This window comes from Asanoa siamensis (assembly GCF_016862555.1).
Lineage (GTDB): Bacteria > Actinomycetota > Actinomycetes > Mycobacteriales > Micromonosporaceae > Asanoa > Asanoa siamensis.
In genome coordinates this window covers 100,316-121,430 of record NZ_BONE01000017.1, presented here as the reverse complement: position 1 = coordinate 121,430, position 21,115 = coordinate 100,316, and the positions used below count along the sequence as shown (strand labels likewise).

The 21,115-nt window shown below is 70.1% G+C and carries 16 protein-coding genes; 7 read left to right on the top strand and 9 right to left on the bottom strand.

From position 1 onward, the window contains the following. Positions 1-54: 54 nt before the first annotated feature. The 3 genes from Asi02nite_RS12960 (at position 55) to Asi02nite_RS12950 (ending at position 10,276) form a co-directional block, all read left to right on the top strand. Positions 55-1,365, top strand: coding sequence for an MFS transporter (locus Asi02nite_RS12960; protein WP_203712828.1), 1,311 nt, complete (start codon positions 55-57; stop codon positions 1,363-1,365). Between the two features lie 368 nt (positions 1,366-1,733). After that, complete coding sequence (locus Asi02nite_RS12955) at positions 1,734-6,953, top strand: DUF5005 domain-containing protein (protein WP_203712827.1); 5,220 nt, start codon at positions 1,734-1,736, stop codon at positions 6,951-6,953. Beyond that, entirely contained in the window at positions 6,947-10,276 is a 3,330-nt protein-coding gene (locus Asi02nite_RS12950) for a GH92 family glycosyl hydrolase (protein ID WP_203712825.1), read from the top strand. The genes Asi02nite_RS12955 and Asi02nite_RS12950 overlap by 7 nt, the downstream gene beginning before the upstream one ends. A 137-nt stretch (positions 10,277-10,413) precedes the next feature. Here the strand turns inward: Asi02nite_RS12950 and Asi02nite_RS12945 are convergent, their stop codons facing one another. The 3 genes from Asi02nite_RS12945 to Asi02nite_RS12935 all read right to left on the bottom strand — a co-directional run bounded on the left by Asi02nite_RS12945 (position 10,414) and on the right by Asi02nite_RS12935 (position 13,837). Further along, positions 10,414-10,893, bottom strand: a complete 480-nt coding sequence (locus Asi02nite_RS12945) for a hypothetical protein (RefSeq protein WP_203712818.1) — start codon at positions 10,891-10,893, stop codon at positions 10,414-10,416. A 288-nt stretch (positions 10,894-11,181) separates the two neighbouring features. Beyond that, the gene (locus tag Asi02nite_RS12940; RefSeq protein WP_203712817.1) at positions 11,182-12,660 is read right to left on the bottom strand and encodes a sensor domain-containing diguanylate cyclase; all 1,479 of its coding nucleotides are present in this window, start codon (positions 12,658-12,660) and stop codon (positions 11,182-11,184) included. A 1-nt stretch (position 12,661) separates the two neighbouring features. After that, positions 12,662-13,837, bottom strand: coding sequence for an FIST signal transduction protein (locus Asi02nite_RS12935; RefSeq protein ID WP_203712816.1), 1,176 nt, complete (start codon positions 13,835-13,837; stop codon positions 12,662-12,664). 235 nt (positions 13,838-14,072) lie between these two features. Here Asi02nite_RS12935 and Asi02nite_RS12930 point away from each other — a divergent pair, with 235 nt between their 5' ends. Continuing rightward, positions 14,073-14,429, top strand: a complete 357-nt coding sequence (locus Asi02nite_RS12930; protein WP_203712815.1) for a YciI family protein — start codon at positions 14,073-14,075, stop codon at positions 14,427-14,429. 69 nt (positions 14,430-14,498) lie between these two features. Here the strand turns inward: Asi02nite_RS12930 and qcrB are convergent, their stop codons facing one another. Further along, positions 14,499-16,100, bottom strand: coding sequence for a cytochrome bc1 complex cytochrome b subunit (gene qcrB / locus Asi02nite_RS12925; RefSeq protein ID WP_203712814.1), 1,602 nt, complete (start codon positions 16,098-16,100; stop codon positions 14,499-14,501). 102 nt (positions 16,101-16,202) lie between these two features. Between qcrB and Asi02nite_RS12920 the strand changes: the two genes are divergently transcribed. Next, positions 16,203-17,405: a winged helix DNA-binding domain-containing protein gene (locus Asi02nite_RS12920; RefSeq protein WP_203712813.1), complete on the top strand. Its 1,203-nt coding sequence runs from the start codon at positions 16,203-16,205 to the stop codon at positions 17,403-17,405. Here Asi02nite_RS12920 and Asi02nite_RS12915 read toward each other — a convergent pair. Beyond that, positions 17,389-18,339: a quinone oxidoreductase family protein gene (locus Asi02nite_RS12915; protein WP_203712812.1), complete on the bottom strand. Its 951-nt coding sequence runs from the start codon at positions 18,337-18,339 to the stop codon at positions 17,389-17,391. The two genes, Asi02nite_RS12920 and Asi02nite_RS12915, sit on opposite strands and share 17 nt — an antisense overlap. A gap of 81 nt (positions 18,340-18,420) precedes the next feature. Here Asi02nite_RS12915 and Asi02nite_RS12910 point away from each other — a divergent pair, with 81 nt between their 5' ends. Then, the gene (locus tag Asi02nite_RS12910; protein WP_203712811.1) at positions 18,421-19,029 is read left to right on the top strand and encodes a TetR family transcriptional regulator; all 609 of its coding nucleotides are present in this window, start codon (positions 18,421-18,423) and stop codon (positions 19,027-19,029) included. 18 nt (positions 19,030-19,047) lie between these two features. On the opposite strand, the gene Asi02nite_RS12905 is transcribed toward Asi02nite_RS12910, so the two are convergent. Next, positions 19,048-19,371 (bottom strand): putative quinol monooxygenase, encoded by a 324-nt coding sequence (locus Asi02nite_RS12905; protein WP_203712810.1) that lies wholly within the window; start codon positions 19,369-19,371, stop codon positions 19,048-19,050. 88 nt (positions 19,372-19,459) lie between these two features. Further along, positions 19,460-19,645, bottom strand: coding sequence for a hypothetical protein (locus tag Asi02nite_RS12900; protein WP_203712809.1), 186 nt, complete (start codon positions 19,643-19,645; stop codon positions 19,460-19,462). Between the two features lie 118 nt (positions 19,646-19,763). On the opposite strand from Asi02nite_RS12900, the gene Asi02nite_RS12895 reads away from it, so the two are divergent. Beyond that, positions 19,764-20,465, top strand: coding sequence for a hypothetical protein (locus Asi02nite_RS12895; RefSeq protein WP_203712808.1), 702 nt, complete (start codon positions 19,764-19,766; stop codon positions 20,463-20,465). A gap of 10 nt (positions 20,466-20,475) precedes the next feature. Here Asi02nite_RS12895 and Asi02nite_RS12890 read toward each other — a convergent pair whose 3' ends face one another. Beyond that, positions 20,476-20,760, bottom strand: coding sequence for a hypothetical protein (locus tag Asi02nite_RS12890; protein WP_203712807.1), 285 nt, complete (start codon positions 20,758-20,760; stop codon positions 20,476-20,478). After that, on the bottom strand, positions 20,754-21,071 hold the full coding sequence (locus tag Asi02nite_RS12885; RefSeq protein WP_239126678.1) for a hypothetical protein: 318 nt from the start codon (positions 21,069-21,071) through the stop codon (positions 20,754-20,756). The genes Asi02nite_RS12890 and Asi02nite_RS12885 overlap by 7 nt, the downstream gene beginning before the upstream one ends. Positions 21,072-21,115: the final 44 nt, after the last annotated feature.

The window sequence follows — 21,115 nt, the reverse complement described above, 5'->3', positions numbered from 1 at the left end:
CAGTTCTGGTCGCCCTCGTGGCGAACGCCGGTGCTTTCGAGCAGACGTTCATTGATGCGCGCGACGGCCGCCGCCGACAGGCCGATCACGAAGCCGGCCTCACTATGGCGCGATCCAAGCTTCGCCGCTTTCTGGGCGGCACAGACCGTCTCCTCGGTCGGCACACAGATTTCGTTGGTCGCGTTGCCGCTCGTGGCAGTGCTGACACTCGACGTCGATGCCGCGTCGCTGGGTGTGCTGCGGTTCGCCGAATATCTTCCGTTCCTGTTGTTCACGCTGCTGTTCGGAGTATGGGCCGACCGTTGGCGTCGGCGTCCCTTGATGATCGCCTCGAACGCGGCGCGCGCGGTGCTGATCGGTCTCGTTCCGCTCGCCACCGCGCTCGGCCTGCTGGAGCTCCCGCTGCTGGTGGTGATCGCGTTCGTGATCGGCACGTGTGCCGCGATGTTCGAAGTCTGCTGGTTGTCATACGTGCCCAGCATCGTGGAGCGGGACCGGCTGGTCGAGGCGATGGGCAAGGTGTCGGCCAGCCACTCCGCCGCGGAGGTCGCCGGTCCCGGCCTGGGCGGCCTGCTGGTGCAGTTGGTGTCGGCGCCGTTCGCGCTCGTAGCGAACAGTGTCGCCCACGCCGCCGCGGCGATGTCGTTGGCTACGATCCGCGATTCGGAACCCGACCCGATGGCAACGCCCAGGCGCCGCCGTCACCTGCGCGGCGAGCTCGTCGAAGGCTTGCGGTTCGCCTTCGGCGACCCGTACATCCGCGCCACGGCTTACACGGCAGCGCTCGGCAATTTCTTCGCTCTCATCGTCGAGACCGTCTTCCTGGTGTACGCCGTCCGCGAGCGGGACCTGAGCCCCGGACTGATCGGACTGACCTTCTCGGCCGTCGGGATCGGTGGGCTGCTCGGTGCGTCCTTCGCCAACGCGTTGACACGGCGGTTCCCGCTCGGCCGGTTCTATGTGGTCGCCCGCCTCGTCAGCGGCGCCGGCGCCCTGCTTCTGCCGCTGGCCGGCGGGTCGACGGCCATGCTGGTGGCAACGTGCATGGTGGGGTTCTTCATCTGGCAGGCGGCCTTGGCCAACACCAACGTCATCAACAGCAGCCTCCGACAGGCGCTGACGCCCGAGCACGTGCGCGGCCGGATGAACGCCAGCGTTCGGACACTCGTGTTCGGTGCCTTACCGCTCGGAGGGCTTGCCGGCGGCGCGCTCGGCAGCGTCATCGATCTGCACACCGCGCTATGGCTTGGCGCCATCGGCTACACCCTGTCCGTCGTGCCGGTCCTGCTGTCGCCGTTGCCTCGACTGCGCGCCTTCCCGGAGCAGCCGCAGGCGGGCCGCCGGGAAGTCCCGGCGGCCCGCTGAAGGTGCGGCGCTGGCCGTTGTCAGTCAGCGCGGGTCTGGCTAGAGGTCGCGGTCCATGCCGAGCAGCCATTCGGTCGGCTCACTCACAACGTTCACCCCCTCCCGTGGACGAGCGGAATCGCGCACCGACGGCGTCGGCGCGCGGCCCTTAGCCCACCACGAGGCGGTTTCAATACGCCTTCGTCGCGCGGCAGCGGCAGCAAACTCACTCTTCGTCAGGCCACCGGCAAAGAACCCGCCGACAAAGACCTGGCTCGCACGCGTCCGGCAACCCGGGTGACGCTGCGATCCGGCCGCACGTCACAGCGGGTCGGCGTCGTCCAGGTCGTGACGTCATTTTGAAGCCGGCAGAATGTTCACTGTCGCGCATGACACCGCCTCGGGCGGACCGGCGCGACCGTCGGGTCCCGTTCGCTTCGCTCATCGTCGCTCTCCTGCTCGTCACGACGTTCTCGGCTGTCCTGCCGTCGACCTCAGCATCGGCCGCCGCGGCCGTGGCCGCGCCACCACCGGGTGGAATGTCCGCCACGCAGGTGACCGACATGTTCCGCACCTACGGCGACGCGGGCGACCACTGGACCGGCGGAGACAGCACTGTCTCGGTGCTTCTGCCCGACGGGCGGGTGGCATGGCTGTTCTCGGACACGTTCCTGGGCCCGGTGAACCCGGACGGCAGCCGGCCACGACACGCGCCGATGGTCAACAACACGATCGTCGTGCAGGACGGGGCCGAGCTGGTCGACACCCGGCATGGCGGCGACGCCGACTGGCCGACCGCGCTGGTGCAGCCGAACCAGTCCGGAGAGTTCTTCTGGGTCGGAGACGCGATCGCCGAGGGCGGGCAGCTCAAGGCCCTCTACAACCGATACGCCCGGTACGGCGAGGGTTCGCTGGACGTGGAGCTCAAAGGCACATCGCTGGTGACGTTCGCGTTGCCGGGGCTGACGGTGGAGTCGGTCGTCGACCTTCCGGTGGGCACGGCGGCCACCTGGGGGTCCGCACTGCTGGTCGATGGCGGTTACACCTATGTGTACGGATCGTCGATCGCGCCCGGCGGCGTACGGTTCGGACATGTCGCCCGTGCGCCGGGAGGGAACCTCGGCGGCGCCTGGCAGTACTGGACGGGCACGACCTGGAGCGGGGACGAGAAGGCGGTCGGGCGGCTGCTCAGCGGCGTAGGCACCGCGTTCGCGGTCCAGCGCGCAGGCGCGGAGTACGTGCTGGTCAGTCAGGAGACGAACGTGGTCTTCGACCCCCAGTTCGTGGCATACACGGCGACCTCGCCGACCGGACCTTTCACCGGTCCGACCTACCTGCTGACAGCGCCGGAACAGCAACCGGGCAACCAGCGGATCGTGTACCACGGGCGGCTCCATCCCGATCTGGCCCGCAGTGGCAAGTTGCTGCTGTCGTACGACGTGAACAGCCTCGACAACGACCACGTGTACGCCGACGCGCGGCTCTACCGCCCTCGGTTCGTGGAGGTCGACTGGCCGCGGCCGGCGCCCGGCCCGGTACCCGCCGCGCCAGGAGGTTTCACCGTTGGCGCTGACCCGTCGGGCAAGGCGAACCTGCGCTGGAACGCGGTGTCCGGCGCGACCGGCTACCGGGTGTGGCGCCGTGATCTGACCGGTGGGCAGACCCACTTCGTCCGGCAGGCCGCACCTGTCACCGGCACCACCGCGGACGTCAGCGGGCTGATCACCGGTCATCGGTACGAGTTCAAGGTCACCGCGGCCAACGCCGCCGGCGAGGGACCGTTCAGCTCGACGGTCACCGCCACCGTGCGGATCGTGCGGGATGCCAGCGTCATCAACCTGGCCAACACTCCCGAGGCCGTCCCGGGGTCGTACCTCGTAGAACTGAAGGACACCCCGCATGTCCGCGGCGCCGGCGTCGACACGTATGCCCGGCAACTGGTCAGCCAGGCCGGCGGTACGCTTGGCCCGGTCATGGCCGCCGCGATGACAGGTTTTGCGGCGACTCTCACCGAGCCGCAGGCCATTGACCTGGCCGGCCACCCGGACGTGCTGCGCGTCGAGCAGGATCAGTCCCTGAAGCTGGACCTACCCATCGAAGATGGTGCCGTGACGCGAGGCGAACAGCACAATCCGCCATGGGGACTGGACCGCATCGACGAACGAGCACGGAAATTGGACAAGTACTACGGTTTCCCCAACACCGGGGCAGGTGTCGACGTCTACGTCATCGACACTGGGATACGAACCACACACCGGTCCTTCGAAGGCCGGGCGGTCTGGGGAACCAACACCATCGACACGCGCGACGAAGACTGCGACTCCATCGGTCATGGCACACACGTCGCCGGCACGGTCGGGTCCGGACAGTACGGCGTCGCGAAGGGTGTGCGGCTCGTCGCCGTCAAGGCCCTCGACTGCGGGCGCATGGCCACGAGTCTGTCGCTGCAGCGAGCCCTGAACTGGATCATCACCGAGGCGGCCAATCGGCCGACCGGCACCCGGGCCGTCGTAAACATGAGCCTTGGCGGGCGGAAGGACACTCAGCTCGAAAAGGCCGTGCGGCGTGCGGTTGCGAATGGTATCACCGTGGTCGCCGCGGCAGGCAACCTCGACATCGACGCCGGCGGCACCTCACCAGCCTGGCTTCCTGAGGTGATCACCGTGGGAGCCACCAACAACACTGACGGACGTGCCCGCCCCTGGCGGCAACCACCGCCCAAACCGGACGGCGGCAGCAACTTCGGCTCCGTCCTCGACCTGTTCGCGCCGGGCGACCGTATTTCCTCAGCGTCCCAGGTGGACGACGCGGGCTCCCGGCTGTTGTCCGGAACCTCGATGGCGACTCCCCACGTGTCCGGTGCCGCCGCGATGGTATTGGCCGCGCACCCGACGTACACACCGGCGCAAGTGGAACGGGTTCTGGTGGAGGCGGCCACCAAGAACGTTGTCGGCGACCCCGGCCCCGGCTCGCCCAACGCCCTGCTGTTCGTCGACCGCGTGGCGGCGACAGCGCCCACCGGCCTGCGGGCGACGGCCAACGCGGACGGCACCATCGGCCTGTCCTGGACCGCGGTAACCGGGCAAGGGATCCACTACGCCGTCTGGCAGCGCGACGTCACCGCCGGCGAGAACACGTTCACCCGCTGGGCAGCGCCGGTGTTCGGTGCGACCACGGCCGTCGCACGCAACCTCGAGGGCGGCCACACCTACGAATTCCGGGTCGCCGCGGCCAACATGGCCGGCGTCGGTCCGCAGTCCGACCCCGCCCAAGCCACCGCTCGGGTAGAGGCCCCGCCGGCACCGGAGGATCTGACCGCCACGGCCAACGCCAACGGCACGATCACCCTGAACTGGCGGCAAACGCAGCCGAACGTCTGGTATTGGGTTCACCAGCGTGACCTGACCGCCCAGCAGACCGACTTCACTCGGCTTCCCCTGCCAGTTTCAACGTGCTGCACGATGACTCCAGGCCTGCTCGAACATGACCACGAGTACGAGTTCCAGGTGACCGCGGTCAACCCGGCCGGTGCGGAAGGTCCACCGTCGACGCCGGCTCGGGCCACCGCTCGTCACCCGGCCCCCGCACCGGCCAGCCAACTGGTCGCTGCGGCCGGCGACGGTGAGGTACGTCTGGACTGGAAGGCCAGTGCCTCGCCGAACGTCTGGTACTGGGTCTACCAGCGCAACGTCTCGGCGGGCGAGGCCAACTTCGCCCGACTGCCGCTGCCCGTGGCCACCTGCTGCACGATGACACCTGGCCTCCTCGCCAACGGTGACGAGTACGAGTTCATGGTCCGCGCCGTGGGCGCTGGTCCCGAGTCAGCGAACTCCAACGTGGTGCGTGCGCGCCCTCTCAGGCCTGTGCCGGGCCAGGTGACCGGTCTCTCGGCAACGCCGAACCCGGATGGCACCGTGACGTTGCGCTGGACCGAGCCGCCGGCGCACGGTCCGTTCTACTTCGAGGTGTACCAGCGGGACGTGACGGCCGCCGGTGCCTGGACGAAGATCCCATTGCCGTTGGAGTGCTGCACGTTCACCGCGGGGCTGCTGGAGCACAATCACGTCTACGACTTCAAGGTCGTCGCCACCAACGGGCGTCCAGGCCCGGAGTCGGCGGTCGTGCGGACCACCGCCCGGCAGACTCTGGCGCCCGCGCCGGCGAACCTTACGGGACGGACGTCCGGCGACGGGTTCGTCGACCTGACGTGGACGCCACCACGTCCGACCGGCCTTCTCTACTGGGTCTACCACCGCGACGTGACCGCCGGCCAGGCGACGTTCACCAGGTCCGGCGTGCCTGCCGGCGAGCCGCAGGCGTCCATTGGACCGCTGGTCAACAACCACGTCTACGAGTTCAAGGTCTCGGCGGCCAACCTGGCCGGTGAGGGACCGGCCTCCGCCACGGTGCGGGTGACGTCCAAAGGCGGCTTGCCGCGACCGCCCTCCGGGCTGCGCGCCGTCCCCGGCGACGGCCGCGTGAACCTGACCTGGACGGCCAGCCCGACTCCGAACGTCTGGTACTGGATCGAATGGCGGGAGGCCGGTGGCGGGTGGCAGGCCCGCAAGCTCGACAGCACATGTTGCAGCTACGGGATCTCGCTGCTGCAGAACGGCAAGACGTACGAGTTCCGGGTACGCGCGACCAACGCCTCCGGCGACGGCAGCACCGCCAGCGCGATCGTCGCGGCCCGGCCCATGCCCGCCCTCCCTTCCGCGCCCACCAGCCTGACGGCGACCGCCGGGAACGGATCGGTCCGGCTGACGTGGGGGGCCAGCACGCCGTCGAACGTCTACTACTGGATCGAGTATCGATCCAACGGGAGCGGCTGGCGCCGGATCGCTCTTCCGCTGGACACCTGCTGCGCCCACACGGTGTCTCTTCTCTTCAACGGCACCAACTACGAGTTCCGGATGCTCGCCCAGAACCTTGCGGGGTTCTCCCCGGCCTCGAATGTCGCCACGGCTCGGCCAGTGCCGGCTCTGCCACCCGCGCCCACCCTCGAGAACGCCTTCCCCGGCACAGGCCACGTCACGCTGAAGTGGAGAGCGGCGTCGAGCGGCGTGTACTACCTGATCGAGTACAAGCGGGCCGGCGGCGCCTGGCAGCAGCTGGCCTACCCGGTCACCGGATGCTGCGCGGTCAAGGTCAGTTACCTCACCAACGGCGTGCGATACGAGTTCCGGATCCGAGCGACCAACGCGGCCGGCCACTCCCCGTATTCGCAGGTGCTGGCCGCGACACCGTCACCGCCGGCCGGAAGCTGCTGGCTGGCGGCCCTGCCACCCACGGGCATGTTGCGGATCTGGGTGCCCCGGGCGAGCTACAGCTGCACACCGGTCATGCGGAACTTGACCGTGTCCGTCTACCTGTGGACGAACTACCACTCGATCTGGCATCGCGACACCGTCTACACCCGGCGCTCCTGGTATGCGGTCGACTGGATCACGTCCGGGTCGATCGACGCCTGGGTCGCGGTGCCAGAGGGCGGTTGTTTCAGGCACTACTCGCAGGTGGTCGCGCAGTGGACCGACATCCACGGACGGCGGCAACAGCGAGCGGAGTCGTCCCGCATCGTGCGCCTCGACGACGCGGGGAACCCGTGCTAGCCCGGACTCTGCCCGTCGTTCTGATCGCGGTGCTCGCGGCCGTGGTGCCCGGGCGGGGCACGGCCGCGGCGGCGCCGGCGGATCCGGCCGCCCTGGTCAATCCGATGATCGGGACGGCGGCCTACGGCAACACCTTCCCCGGGCCGAGCACTCCGTTCGGCATGATCCAGTGGGGCCCGGACTCGGCACCGCGCTACGGAGGCGGCTACGGCTTCGAGGCGGCGGCTATCGGCGGCTTCGGGCTCAACCGGATGAGCGGTCCCGGCTGCCCCGTCTTCGGAGACGCGCCGTTCCTCCCGGTCACCGGCACACCACCGGCCGACCGCAACAGTGCGACGGTCGGACTGCGGCACGCCAACGAGCAGGCGAGGGCAGGCCGTTACACGGTGACGCTCGACAACGGCGTCCGCACGGAGCTAGCGGCCGGGAAGCGGTCCGCGTTGGCCCAGTTCGCCTTCCCCGCCGGACAGCAGGCGACGCTGCTGCTCAAGGCGGCCGGTGGCGCCTCGGTGACGGACGCGACCGTGTCGGCCTCGGGTACGACCGAGGTCACCGGCACGGTCGGGGGCGGAAAGTTCTGCGGGGAGGACAACCGCTACCGAGTGCACTTCGCGGTGACCTTCGACCGGCCATTCACCGCCGCGGCGACCTGGGCGCCGCCGGCCGGGGTGACCGGCCACGGCGGCATCGCCCTGTCGTTCCCGGCCGGGGCCGTCGTGCGCGCCAGGACCGGCATCTCCTACGTCAGCGTCGCCAATGCCCGGCTCAACCGTGACACCGTCACGGGCTGGGATCTCGCCGTGATGCAGGCGACAGCCCAGGCGCAGTGGAACGCTCTGCTGTCGCGGATCCAGGTCACCGGTGGCACGGCCGCTCAGCAGACCACCTTCTACACCGCGCTGTACCACGCACTGCTCAACCCGAACCTGTTCAGCGACGCCAACCGGCAGTACCGCGGATTCGACGGCGTCGTGCGCACCCTGCCCGACGGTCAAGGCGACCAGTACGCCAACTTCTCCGGTTGGGACGTCTACCGCACACAGGTGCAGCTTGCCTCGCTCGTCGCACCGGAGGTCATGTCCGACGTCGTGTCGTCGATGCTCAACAACTTCGACCAGTCCGGCCGGTTGCCGAAGTGGTCCATCGCCAACGACGAGTCGTACGTCATGGTCGGTGATCCCGCCCTGCCGGCGATCGCAGCCGCCCACGCGTTTGGAGCGCGGCGCTTCGACACCGGCCGCGCACTGCGGGCGATGGTGGCTCAAGCCAGCCGACCAGGCGCCGCCCGGCCGGGAACGGTCTACCTCGACAACCGGGGGTACCTGCCCTCCGACGGCGGCTACGGATGCTGCGGCGCCTACGGCCACACGTCCACCTCACTGGAGTACAACGTCGCTGACTTCGCGCTGGCTTCCTACGCCCGCGCGCTCGGTGACACGGCCGTGCACTCCCGCTTCGCCGAGCGCGCCCAGGCCTGGCAGCATCTCCTGCACCCCGACAGCGGCTTCGTCCAACCGCGGACGGCCGACGGCACCTGGAAGCCCGGCTTCGACCCGGTCGACAACGACTTCGTCGACTGGGCCGAGGGCAACTCCTGGCGATACACGCTGATGGTGCCGTTCAACGCACGCGGGCTCATTCGCGCCAAGGGCGGCAACGCGGCGATGACCGCGTACCTGGACGCCCACTTCACCCGCCTCAACGATGTCGACGGTCCGCACGCCTGGATGGGCAACGAACCGTCATTCGGGACGCCGTGGCTCTACAACTGGGCAGGCGCGCCACACAAAACACAGGCCCTGGTGCATCGAATCCGCACCGAGCTGTTCCGCGACGCGCCCGACGGGTTGCCCGGCAACGACGACCTCGGATCCCTGTCCGCCTGGTACGTGTTCGCCGCGCTGGGCATCTATCCGGCCGTCCCCGGCACCGCAGACCTCACCGTCGCGGCGCCCATCTTCACCCGCGCCGACATCCGGCTGCCCAGCGGCCGAACGCTGACCCTGGACGCCCCGAACGCGGCCGGCCGGCCCTACATCCAGTCGATGACCGTCGACCAGGCGAACTGGAACCGAACTTCGCTGCCGCCGTCGCTGCTCACCGACGGCGGCACCATCCGCTTCAGTCTTGCCGCCTCCCCATCCCTCGAATGGGCGTCGTCGCCGGATGCCGCGCCCCCGTCCTACGGAACGAATGCCGTCGCCGCGGCCGACAACCACGGCATCTCCGCCGATCGAACCGAGGGACAGTCCGACTACGACGGCTGGGGTTCCGGGTACTCCCGGTCCGCCCTCGCCGGCGCCGGAGTCGTGCCGGGCAACCGGTTCGCCGCCGGGGGAGTGAGCTATGTCTGGCCCAACACCCGTCCCGGCCAACCCGACAACGTCGTCGCCGCCGGACAACGGCTGACTGTGGCCAGCCCCGCTGGCGCTACCCGCCTCGGCCTGCTCGGCAGCGCCGAAGGACAGCCCGCCGGTGCCGCCGGAACGCTGACCGTCCACTACGCCGACGGTTCCACGACCCCGGCCGAGGTCGGGTTCTCGGACTGGACACTGGCGGGCGGGACTGCGACGGCGCGCTCCGACAATGTCGTCGCCGCACGGATGCCCTATCGCAACGACTTCTGGGGACAACCGCACGACGGGCCGACGTACCTGTTCTCGACCGCGGTGCCGGTCGATCCAGCCCGGGCCGTGGTCGCGGTGACGCTTCCCCGCCCAGCCGTCGGGCGACTGCACGTGTTCGCGGTCGGCTTCGGGGGGCACCGTGACAACGCCGGCATCAGCGACGACGGCTACGTCGGCGGTGGCGACTTCGACGGCACCGGCACCAGCTACTCCCGTCAGGCCCTGGCCACGGCCGGCCTGCACCCCGGCGCCCCCGTTGTCCACGGCGGCGTCACCTACCGATGGCCCGCCACCGTGCCGGGGCAAGGTGACAACCTGGTGGCCGCTGGACAGACGATCCCCGTCGCGCCAGGCTCTGGCGCCACGAAGCTCGGCTTGCTCGGAGCGGCCGATCGCGGTGGGACGACCGGCGTGGCGACGCTGGACTACACCGACGGCACGCGGCAATCGGTCCCGCTCGGCTTCACCGACTGGACCCGCGCGCACGGCCAGCAGCCGATCGGGTACGGCAACACCGTGGCGGCGCAGTTGCCATATCGGAACTTCACTCTGTGGGGTGGGGGCCGTGATCCGCTCGCGACCTATGTGTTCGCCGCAACGATTCCCACAACGCCGGGCAAGACACTCCGATCTGTCACCCTGCCGGCAGCATCGTCCGGTGGTCGCATGCACATCTTCGCGGTCGGCACGGGGTGAAACGCCCGTAGCTCGGTCGGTGACGCGCTGGGGGAGTGGTCCTGCGGGACCAACGCGCGGCCGTTGACGGGACTGGCCGCCGAGCCGACTGGCTCGGCGGCCAGAAAAATGCCACCGTCGAGTTGGGGCTCGTCGAGTCAGTAGGCGCAGGTCCTGATCGACCAGATCGGGTCCCATCTCACCGGATCGCGCCGGCCACCCGCGTACTGGCCGATGACGTTGCCCGCACTGTCGTAGAAGTAAACTCCCCGAGTGCTGTGATTGTGAGCTTCCCAGTACCCGCTGAAACCCCGCAAATCAAAAACATCGCAGCCACCGAACCAGTAGATGTAGTACGCGCCGCCATGGCGTTGTACGGTGCAGAAGCTGTTGCCGCTGCAGTTGTTGTGTACGTAGTTGTTGGCTTCCGTCGCACCATCAGTTGCTCGGTAGACGGAGCACTGACCACCAGCTCGTGGCTTTACTTGTGGTCCCGCCCAGTTGGGCGTCCACCCACCTGGACTCCGCCAACATTCGCCGGTAACGATGATGTCGGCCGTCGCAGGCGGATCTGCGCGCTCAGCTGCCTCCGCGCGGACCGAGACCAACGCGGACAGCAGCACCGTAATGGCTGCCACAAAAACCAGTCTGCGCCCAACAGTGCGAGCGTTCCAGACTCCTATGCGAGACACTGGTCCTCCGTTTCGCTATCTACGTTGAAGTCTTCCAAGGCTATCTTTGATAGCCTTCTATTCAGTTTCATCGCGAAATCGCAGGGCGGGCATTGGCGCTCGTGAGCTCATCTCTTGCGCGCAAAGTCATGACGCGTCTGCCTGCTGTCGATCTGGTGGCGCGGGCGCCCGTCGAGGTCGATCCGGTCCGGGCGGGGTGAGAATGGCGATCGTCCCGACCCGGGCGCGGAGGACTTACTCCCGCCCGGTCGCGCGGGACGGTTCGCGGTAGATGGCGTAGCCGCCCGTGCCGCGGTGTTTGGCCTCGTACATGGCGAGGTCTGCACGAGCCACGAGCTCGGCGGGTTCGTCTCCGGCCGTGCCGCGCAGCGCGACGCCGACGCTGACGCCGACACGTAGCCAATGGTCGGACACGCGCATCGGCTCGGCCAAGGCGTGCACGATGCGCCGTGCGACGGCGGCCGCGTCCGTTGGTCCGTCGACCCGGGACAGCATTACCGCGAACTCGTCGCCGCCGAAGCGGGACGCCGTGTCGCCCGCGCGGAGTTGCGCCGTGATGCGGTCGGCGGTAAGCGTGAGCAGCTCGTCGCCCGCGGCATGCCCCAGGGAGTCGTTGATGTCCTTGAACCGATCCAGGTCCAGGAACAGCACCGCCAGCGACCGGCCGTCCGCGTCCGCGATCGCGAGCTGCTTCGACAACTGCTCCAGAAACAGGCCCCGACTCGCCAGTCCCGTCAGCGGGTCGTGGTGCGCCTGGCGCATGCGTACCAGCGTGTTCGCGTCCGTCAGCGCCAGGCTCACGTTCTCCGCGAACGCGCTCAGCGTCTGTTCGTCGGCGGTGGTGTACCTGCGGTCCCTGTCGCAGGACGCGACGACCAAGGCACCCGTCAGAACACCGCTGTCGTGTACGGGGGCCGCCATCGACGCGTGCACCGTGGTCGGGCCGAGCAGCCTGAGCATCCGGGACTGGAGCTCCTCGCCGTGCCGGACCGCCACCCCGTCGGTGACCATCGCCTCGCCCGCCGGCGACGCGGCCGTGAGGTCGATGACGGGGCGGTCGGCCGGGTCGACGGGCCGGGTGCCCGCGGCGGCCGCCAGCCGGGCCCGGCCCGAGTCGGGCTCGTCGAGCACCCACAGCAGACCGATCTCGTCGCCGACCAGGTCGCGGGCGCCGTGGGTGATGGTGTCGAGGATGTGTTGGAGGTCCTCGCGGTGGGAGATCGCGCGCTGGATCGCGGACAGGTGCTCCAGCAGCCGCTGTCGCTCCTGCAGCGACTCACGGATGGCGTGCTCGGCGACCAGCGTCCGCAGCATCGTCAGGGTCAGCTCCAGCACCCGGGCCATCCCGCGGACCAGATTCTGCTCCTCGACCTGGAACGGCGCGCCCCAACGGGCCAGCACCAGGTGTCCCGGGTGGCTGCCGGCCCAGGACGCGGTGACGACGGGACAGTCGCCCAGCCCTGGAACGTACAATATGGATCGTCTCTCGAGGGTCATCGCGACGATCTCGTCGTGCGGCACGGCGCCGGGCGGGAAACCGATCGACGCCACCACCTTCCCGTCGATGACCGCGGCGGCGACCTCCGCCTCCAGCGCCTGGGCCGAGCGCTCGACCGCGTTCTGGACGGCGGTCGCCTCGTCGGGGGAGGAGGACACCACGGCCAGCAGCTCCACGAGCTGCTGGATGTAGAGCGACTCGGCGGACTCGGGCACGTCAGCTCAATGCCAGCACGGCGAGCGTCTGGTTGTGGAAACCGTCGATCCCGTGGTTGCGGGCGATCTCGCCGTACGTGTAGAAGCCGGCGAACGGCATCGTGCCGGCCCAGCGCTGCAGGCGGTCGCACTCGCGGCGGATGCCGTCGTCGCCGAGCACGGCGCGCAGGGCGGCACAGCTGAACGTGAGCATGCCGATCGGCTCGTTGCCCTCCAGCCGACCGAGCGTGTCCCGGCAGACCCGGTCCACCGAGTCCAGAATGGACTCCTCGTCGCCGGTCATCACCCACGTCAGGCCGCCAGGGTCGATCGCACCGCCCCCGCCGATGGTCCGGCTCTCGAGGTCGACCTCCGTCGAGAGGTTGCGGGCCTCGACCCCGCTGCGCCGCTGCACCCCGATGGGACGCGGCAACGCGAAGGCGGTGAACTCCGACGGGTCCGTGTACGCCTCCGGCGGTGCGTCCAGCCGTTCCAGGTAGACGTCGAGCGCCGGCCGGTCGTCGAGGGTCAGCACCCGCCCGTCGGCGGCGCGGGTCACGATCATCGGCTGGCCGACGGTGCGCCACCCGTGGCCGACCCCCACCGCGATCGGCGCCTCGGATGCGATGGCCACGCCGATCACCGCGTCGGTGAGCACCCGCCCGTCCTTGAAGAGGTACGCCCGGCTCATCCGCCAGCCGTCGGCCGCGGCGCCGCCGAACAGCGGCGTGCCCGCGCCCAGCGCGCGGTAGCAGCCGCGGACGATGCTCTCCTGGTCGCGGACCAGACCGTCGGTGAGCAGCATGAGCACCCGGTGCGGCTGCGTGACCTCGCGCATGCAGGCCGCGACCTCGTACCCCGCTTCGGCCTGTCGACCGGAGACGTGCTCGGCGGCGTGGATGACGATCTCCAGCCCGGCGCCCCCGAGCGCGGCCACGGTGACCGTGCCGTCGGCGGGGCCGCCGACGCCGATCTCCCCGTGCGTGGTGCACCCGATGACGGGCACCCCCGGGGCGGCCTGCGCGACGCCGGCCAGGACGGCCTCCGTGTCATGGGTGATGGCCGCGAACACGATCAACAGCTTCGGGTCGGGTCCCGTCCGCGCCGCGCTCACGGCATCGGCCGCCGCCACGCGGGAGTCGGTCACCGCGCTGCGCCCGACACCCAGCCAGCGCCGGTTATGAACCTCTTCGCCCAAGATTCGCACCTCACCGCCCGTTTGAAGGCTTTCGGGTAGGCATCGGTTCCTGGTTAACACCGTACTACCAGGCATTTCACCACTAGTCCGGCGCGGATCCGCCCGGCCCCGCTTCCCGCCGTAGGACTGACCTCGTTGTCCCACGTCTGGTACAACCGTGTCTGATCTGCCAGTCGCCGTTCGTGGAGTCTCCGACCGCGGCCCACGGGGGCCGACCGACGCCGAAGGAGCAGTCGTGACCGAGTACCTCATCTACTTCAATCAGCAATGGGTCGGCGACCACCCCGAGGAGTGGTTCCGCGGGCGCGGGCCGCTCGCCAAGGCGGTCGTCGAGGAGATGAAGACCGCCGGCGTGTACGTCTTCGCGGGGGGTCTCGAGGAGGAGGACGGTCCGGTCTACAGCGCCGACGCCACCAGCGGCACCGTGCTGATCAGCGACGGACCCTACGTCGAAACCAAGGAGTTCCTGGGCGGGTTCGCCGTGGTCGACGTGGCGGACGACGAGGCCGCCAAGAAGTGGGCGGGCAAGGTCGCGGAGGCCTGCGGGTGGCCGCAGGAGGTGCGCCGCTTCAAGCCGGCATTCTCGGCGTAACGACCCGACGGAGCGTCGCGCAGGCAGAGCCGGGGGTCTGCCTGCGCGCTCGCCACCCCGTGAACCCGTCTAGGGACGACTGGTGATCTCGCGGCGCTCCTCGCGCGGCTCGACCGGCGGGTGGCCGGGGGAGACCGGGGCCTCGGCAGGCCGTTCGAGGGGCACGAAGAAGCCCTTCAGGGCCGGCCCCAACGCCCCCAGGCGGTTCATCTTCTTCGGGACCACCCAGCCCGCGTAGTCGAGGCCGCCGTCTACCAAGGGCTGGTGGACCTCGACGAAGCCGCCGTCCGGGAGGCGGCGGATGATGCCTGTTTCGACGCCGTGGGCCAGCACCTCGCGGTCGTGTTGCTGCAGGCCCAGGCAGATGCGATAGGTCGCCCACCAGGCCAGCGGCGGCGCGATCAGCAGGCCGATCCGGCCCGCCCAGGTCAGCGCGTTCAGGCTGATCTGGAACTTGTCGGCGATGACGTCGTTGCCGCCGGAGAGGGTCAGCACCAGGAAGAACGTCACCGCCATCGCGCCCAGGGCCGTGCGGGCCGGGACGTCGCGCGGGCGCTGCAGCAGGTTGTGCGGCGCCGTGTCCCTGTGCAGTCTCGCCTCCAGGAACGGGTACGCCATCGGCAACGTCGTCAGCAGGCCCGGCAGGACGACCGCGGGCCAGAACATCGGTGGGATGACGTAACCGTCGCCGAACGGGAGGGTGATCTCCCACGCCGGCATCAGGCGGATCGCGCCGTCGAGCATCATCACGTACCAGTCCGGTTGGGACGCCGCCGAGACGACCGCTGACTCGTACGGGCCGAACAGCCAGATGGGGTTGATCTGCAGCGCGCCGGCCAGCAGCGTGATCACGCCGGCGACCGCCACGAAGAAACCCGCCTGCTTGATCGCGTAGCGCGGGAACATCCGCTCACCGACCACATTGGAGTTCGTACGCCCGGGTCCTGGCCATTGGGTGTGCTTCTGCTTGAAGACCAGTCCTACGTGGACCGATATCAGCGCCACCAGCGCGGCGGGGATCAGCAGCACGTGCAGGATGAAGAAGCGGCCGATGATGAGGTCGCCGGGGAACTCGCCGCCGAACAGCGACGACGTCACCCACGTGCCGATCACCGGGATCGACAGCAGGATGCCCGAGGCGATGCGCAGACCGGTGCCGGACAGGGCGTCGTCGGGGAGCGAGTAGCCGGTGAAGCCCGCCAGGAAACCGATCCAGAACAGCAGCGAGCCGATGACCCAGTTGAGCTCCCGCGGCTTGCGGAACGCGCCCGTGAAGAAGATGCGCAGCATGTGCACGACGATCGCGGCCAGGAACAGCAGCGCCGCCCAGTGGTGCATCTGGCGCATGACGAGGCCGCCGCGCACGTCGAAGGACAGGTCCAGCGACGAGGCGTACGCCGCGGACATGTGCACGCCACGCAGCGAGGTGTAGCTGCCGTCGTAGACGACCTCGCGCATCGACGGGTCGAAGAACAACGTCAGGAACGTGCCCGTCAGCAGCAGCACGATGAACGAGAACAGCGCGATCTCGCCCAGCAGGAACGACCAGTGGTCCGGGAAGACCTTGTTGAGCAGCCCGCGCAGCGGCGTCGCGACACCGAGCCGGTCCTCGACCTCCCGGCCCGCCCGAGCCGGCAGGGACGCTAGAGACTTCGTGCGACGCCGCGCCAAAGGACTCACCTCGGACCGTCTACTACGCGCTGTCGTTGGCGAGTCGACTCTACTACAAGCTGTCGTTTTGGTGGAGGTCCAGCGCCACGAAAGAATGGGTCGATGCGCGTCGTGACGGACGAGGAGCGTCGGGCCCGGTTGGGTGTGCGGCACGCTCTCGCGGGGTCGGCCCGGGTGGGCTCTGCGGAGGAGGCCGCCCGCGCGGTGGTGTGTCTACACGCGACCGAGCCGCCGAGCGTGCACCTGTCGTGCTGGGCGCGCGTCGACGGCGTCACCGTCGACGACGTCGAGCGGGCGCTCTACGACACGCGCGCGCTCGTCCGGCAGCAGTCGATGCGCGAGACCCTGTTCGTCTTTCCGCGCGACCTGGTGCCGGCGGTCTGGGGCAGCGCGGCGGCGCGGGTGGCCGCGGTGCACCGCAAACGACTCCTCAAGGACCTCGAACGATGGGGAGGGTACGGCGCCGGCTGGCTCGCGACGGCGGAGGAGGCGGTGCTGGCCCGGCTGGCCGACGGCGTGCCGCGGTCGTCGAAGCAGGTGCGCGAGGAGGTCCCCGAGGCCGGCGGCGTCATCGTCCAGGCTCCGGACAAGGCGTGGGGCGGACCGGTCGCCATCGCCCCGAAGATCCTCACCCAACTGAGCCTGGACGGCGCGGTGGCGCGGGCCGGCAACGCCGGTGCCTGGCACACGAGCCGTCCGACCTGGACGACGACGGACGCGTGGTGGAGACAGGCCGTGCCCGCGGCGTACGCGTCGCGCGAAGGCTACGCCGAGGTGGTGGTCCGGTGGCTCTGGTCGTACGGACCGGGCACCGTCGAGGACATCGCCTGGTGGCTCGGCGCCACCAAGGCCGTGGTGCGGACGGCACTCGACGACCTCGGCGCGCGGCAGGTGTCCTTCGAGGACGGATCGGCCGGCTGGCTGCGCGCGGACGACCTCGAACCCGTCGCCGCGCCAGAGCCCTGGGTCGCGCTCCTGCCGTTGCTCGACCCGACCGTCATGGGCTGGAGGGGACGCGCCTTCTACCTCGGCCCGCACACACCCCACCTGTTCGACAGCGCGGGCAACGCGGGCACCACCGTCTGGGTCGACGGGCGGGTGGTCGGTGTGTGGGTGCAGGATCCCGGCGGTGTGGTGCGCTTGCGTCTGCTCGAGGACGTCCCCCGCAGGGCCCACGAGGCGTTGGCGGCCGAAGCGCGGCGGCTCACCGAGTGGTTGGACGGCCAGCGGGTCTTCACCGTCTACCCGTCGCCGGCGATGCAGCCCGCCTTCGAGGGCCGCGGCGGGGTCAGCCGGGGACGATGACCAGGCGGCGGCCCCGTAGGTCGGTGCGGGTCCAAGCCTCGGCGATGGCACTCAACGGCATCGTGACGACGGGGATGGTGAGCGCACCTGCCCGGACCCACTCGACGACCTGCTGGTAGGCGGCGGCCATCCCGGAGGCGGCGTTGCGCCCGGCGCCGTAGATCTCGAGGCCGGAGGTGCGCAGGGCGTCGGCGCTGAGCCGGATGTCGGGCCCGGCGGACTCGCCGACCTGCACGAGCCGGGTCGGCTTGGCCAGGGTGAAGCTGTCCGGGACGAGGGCACGGGCGAGCAGCGCGGTCGGGCGGCCCCAGAGGTAGTCGACGACGACGTCGTATCCCTCACCCGCGTGTGCGCGGAAGGCCTGGATCAACCGCTCGTCGTCGACGTCGGTGTTGACGACCGCGTCGGCGCCGACCTCCTCGAGCGCGACCGGGTCGCGTCCGGTGGCCACGACGCGACCGGCGCCGAGCAGCCGCGCGACCTGGACGGCGAGCCGGCCGGCGACGCCGGTGGCGCCCTGGACCAGCACCGTCTCGCCGGCGGTGAGGCCACCGGCGGTGCGCATCGTCATGGCGGTGATCGCCGACGACAGCGCCGCGGCGGTCGGCGCCGCGATCTCCTCGGGGATCGGGACGGTGTATGCCGCCGGGACGACCACGTGCTCGGCCAGCGCGCCGTGCGGTGGTCGCAGGCCGCCGAAGCCCACCGTGCTGCCGTCGGCGAGGTGGCCGATGCCGTCGAAGCAGGGGATCGCCGGGAGCGCGGCCTGGAACTCGGCCGCGGTGTAGTGCGTGCCGGCCACGATCGCGCGGTCGACGTTCTCCACGGCGACCGCGGCCACCGTCACCCGCACCTCGCCGTCGCCCGGCCGCGGATCGGGGACCTCGCGGAGCGCGGGGATGCCGCCGGGCCGGTCGACCACCGCTGCCTTCATGTCCGACTCCGTCTCTAACACTGTAAGAGAGATACGGTGTGTGTCTAACACCGTTCGAGTCGTGGCGCAAGGAGTTGTGTGGTGCCGCTCAACCGCGATCAGGTGCTGCGCGAGGCGATGCGACTGGTCGACGACGAGGGGCTGGACGCGCTGAGCCTGCGTACCCTCGCCGCCCGCCTGGGCGTGCAGGCGCCGACGCTGTACTGGCACGTCAAGAACAAGGCCGCGCTGGTGGACGCGCTCGCCGACGCGATCATGGACGAGGCGATCGGGGCGGCGCCCGCATCCGACGGCGGCGACGCCCGGGAGTGGCTGCTCGCCGCGCTCGGGCAGTTGCGGGTCGCGCTGCTGCGGCATCGGGACGGCGCGCGGGTCGTCGCCGGCGCCCGCTACTCGATGCGCCGGGGCGACTTCTCGGAACTGGCCATGGCCACGCTCGTCGCGCACGGCGTCGACCTGCACCACGCCCGCCTGCTCGTGCTGGCCGGCGAGCGCTACACGGTGGGCTGGGTGCTCGAGGAGCAGTCACCCGCCCCAGACCCGCCCGACATCGACGTCGACGCGCTGCGGGCCCGGTTTCCGGTGGTCACGCGCGGGATCACCGAGTACTTCAGCGCCGGCCGTACCGCCGACGATCTTTTCCGGGACGCGGCCCGGCTGGTCCTGCACCTGCCGGACGAGACGCGGTAGTTTTCGGCCGGCGCTAAGCTAGTCCACCGCGAGTTCGCCGAGGGGCGACCAGTCGTCCTGGGGCACCGTGCAGTTGATGATCTTCGGGGTGGCCGCGAGGTAGGCCGGCAGGGTCTTGCGCGCCTGCGCGAAGTGGTCCGAACCGACGTGGGCGGCGCCGGCGGCGTCGTCGCGGAACGCCTCGACCAGCACGTACTCGGTCGGGTCGTCGAGGCTGCGGGACCAGTCGAACCAGAGGCAGCCGGGCTCGGCGCGGGTCGCCTCCGTGAAGTCGCGGGAGATCGCCGGCCACTGCTCGGCGTGCTCGGGCTTGACCCGGAACTTGGCGGTAATGAAGATCATCGGAACCCTCCTGTCGACCGGTCCGCCCATTCTCTCCGCGGCGGGCCGAAGCGAGTGTCGCAGAATGATCCGCCGGCGTCGCGCGGGCTCACTGCTCCGGTGTCTTGGGCAACCAGAGCCGGACCGCCGCCAGCACGCACACCACCCCGGCGACCGTGATCGCCGACTTCGCCGCATCGGAGAGGTCGTCCAGGAAGGGGAAGGCGCGCGAGGAGGCGATCGCCGCGAGGGCGAACAGCAGCAGGAGGACGGCAAGCGCGCGCCGCAGCATCATGGCCGCCATTGAACCACGGCATTCCAGGTCACGGCGTACGCGAGCGGCTTGCGGCGGCGCCGTCCGGGGTAATGGTTCGGACGTCCGACCCGTGCCGCCCACCTCGAGAGGGACCGCTATGACACGCCGTACCGTTGCCGTCCTGGCGGTCCTCGCCCTCTCCGCCCTGGCGGGATGCACGAATACGCCGGCGACACCGGCCTCGTCGAGCCCCGCGACGTCCGGCAGCCCCACCCAATCGCCGGCGGCCGAGGTGCCGCGCACGATCCCCGCGTCGGCGTTCTTCGAGATGCCCCGCGACCGCGCGCGGGGCGGGCGGGAACCGGCCTCGGGATCCCAGCTTCCGCTGAAGGTGTGCGACGACGTGCTCGCACCCGGTCCGGGCGTGCTCGCGAGCGCGGTGATGATGCAGGCCTACAAGGGCCCGCAGGACCCACCGGAGTCCATCCCGTCCGGGGTGCTCTACCAGACCATCAGGACGTACGAGGGAGAAAACGCGGCCGCCTTCCTGGACCGGGTACGCGGGGGCCTGGCGGACTGCACGTCCTACCAGGACGGTGGGGTCACCCTGAAGGTGAAGACGGCGCCCCTGTCCGGCGCCGGCGACGAGGCGTTGACCATCGACCGTTCGCAGCCGCAACTCGACCTGCCGGGCAACCCGGTCGGCGGCGAGCAGACCAACCGCGTCGTGGTCGTCCGCATGGGCGCGGTGGTGACGATCCTGGACGACACCGAGTACGAACGCAGCAGCAGCGACCCGGCCGTCGTCCAGGTGTTCGTCGACGAGGCCACGAAGGCCATCCGGTCCTGGCTGGGCTAGCCGCGACGGTTCAGCAGAACCAGCCGTCCTGGACCCAGCCGCGGCGGTTGATGTGACCGTAGGCGAAGCCGTAGACGTAACCGCCGCTGCGAGGGCCTTCGACGAGGAACGTCTGTCCTTGGTAGAGGGTGCCCATCCACGCGCCGTTCGGTGTCGTCCGGACGAACAGGTCCTGGGCGCACACGGTCTCCCGCACGCCGACCGTGCCGTTGTCGGCGGCCGCCGGCGTGCCGGTCAGGGCGACCGTCGCCACCACCGTGACCAGCGCCGCCGCGCAGCCGTGCCACGTCACCACGAGTCGTACCCACCGATGCACTCGACCCGCAGGTAGCCCCAGTCGTTGGGCCCGAAGTCGAAGCTCGCCGCCCAGCCGTTGTAGACCGGATGCGCCCCGGGCGTGTGGCCGATCTTGTTGCCGGCAGCCAGCACCCGTTTGAGACCCACCGGCCCGCCGGCCGAGTCGTAGTTGGCGTAGAAGCTCGCGGACTGGCAGACGGTGACGGCATGGCGCGGCACGACAGGATCGGCCTGGGCCGGCGTCGTGGCCGTGAGCACGAGCGCGCCACCGGCGGCCAGCGCGAAAGCGGTGCGGGCGAGGCTTCGCAACGGGTCACTCCTTCGCGGGTCGGATCTCCCGAACAAGAGATTAT

Bases quoted from the DNA above. Each gene is read 5' to 3' on its own strand.
- Asi02nite_RS12955 (WP_203712827.1), top strand. From the start codon at position 1,734: ATGACACCGCCTCGGGCGGACCGGCGCGACCGTCGGGTCCCGTTCGCT.
- Asi02nite_RS12905 (WP_203712810.1), bottom strand. From the start codon at position 19,371: ATGATCTTCATTACCGCCAAGTTCCGGGTCAAGCCCGAGCACGCCGAG.
- Asi02nite_RS12895 (WP_203712808.1), top strand. From the start codon at position 19,764: ATGACACGCCGTACCGTTGCCGTCCTGGCGGTCCTCGCCCTCTCCGCC.
- Asi02nite_RS12900 (WP_203712809.1), bottom strand. From the start codon at position 19,645: ATGATGCTGCGGCGCGCGCTTGCCGTCCTCCTGCTGCTGTTCGCCCTC.
- Asi02nite_RS12915 (WP_203712812.1), bottom strand. From the start codon at position 18,339: ATGAAGGCAGCGGTGGTCGACCGGCCCGGCGGCATCCCCGCGCTCCGC.
- Asi02nite_RS12960 (WP_203712828.1), top strand. From the start codon at position 55: ATGCGCGCGACGGCCGCCGCCGACAGGCCGATCACGAAGCCGGCCTCA.
- Asi02nite_RS12920 (WP_203712813.1), top strand. From the start codon at position 16,203: ATGCGCGTCGTGACGGACGAGGAGCGTCGGGCCCGGTTGGGTGTGCGG.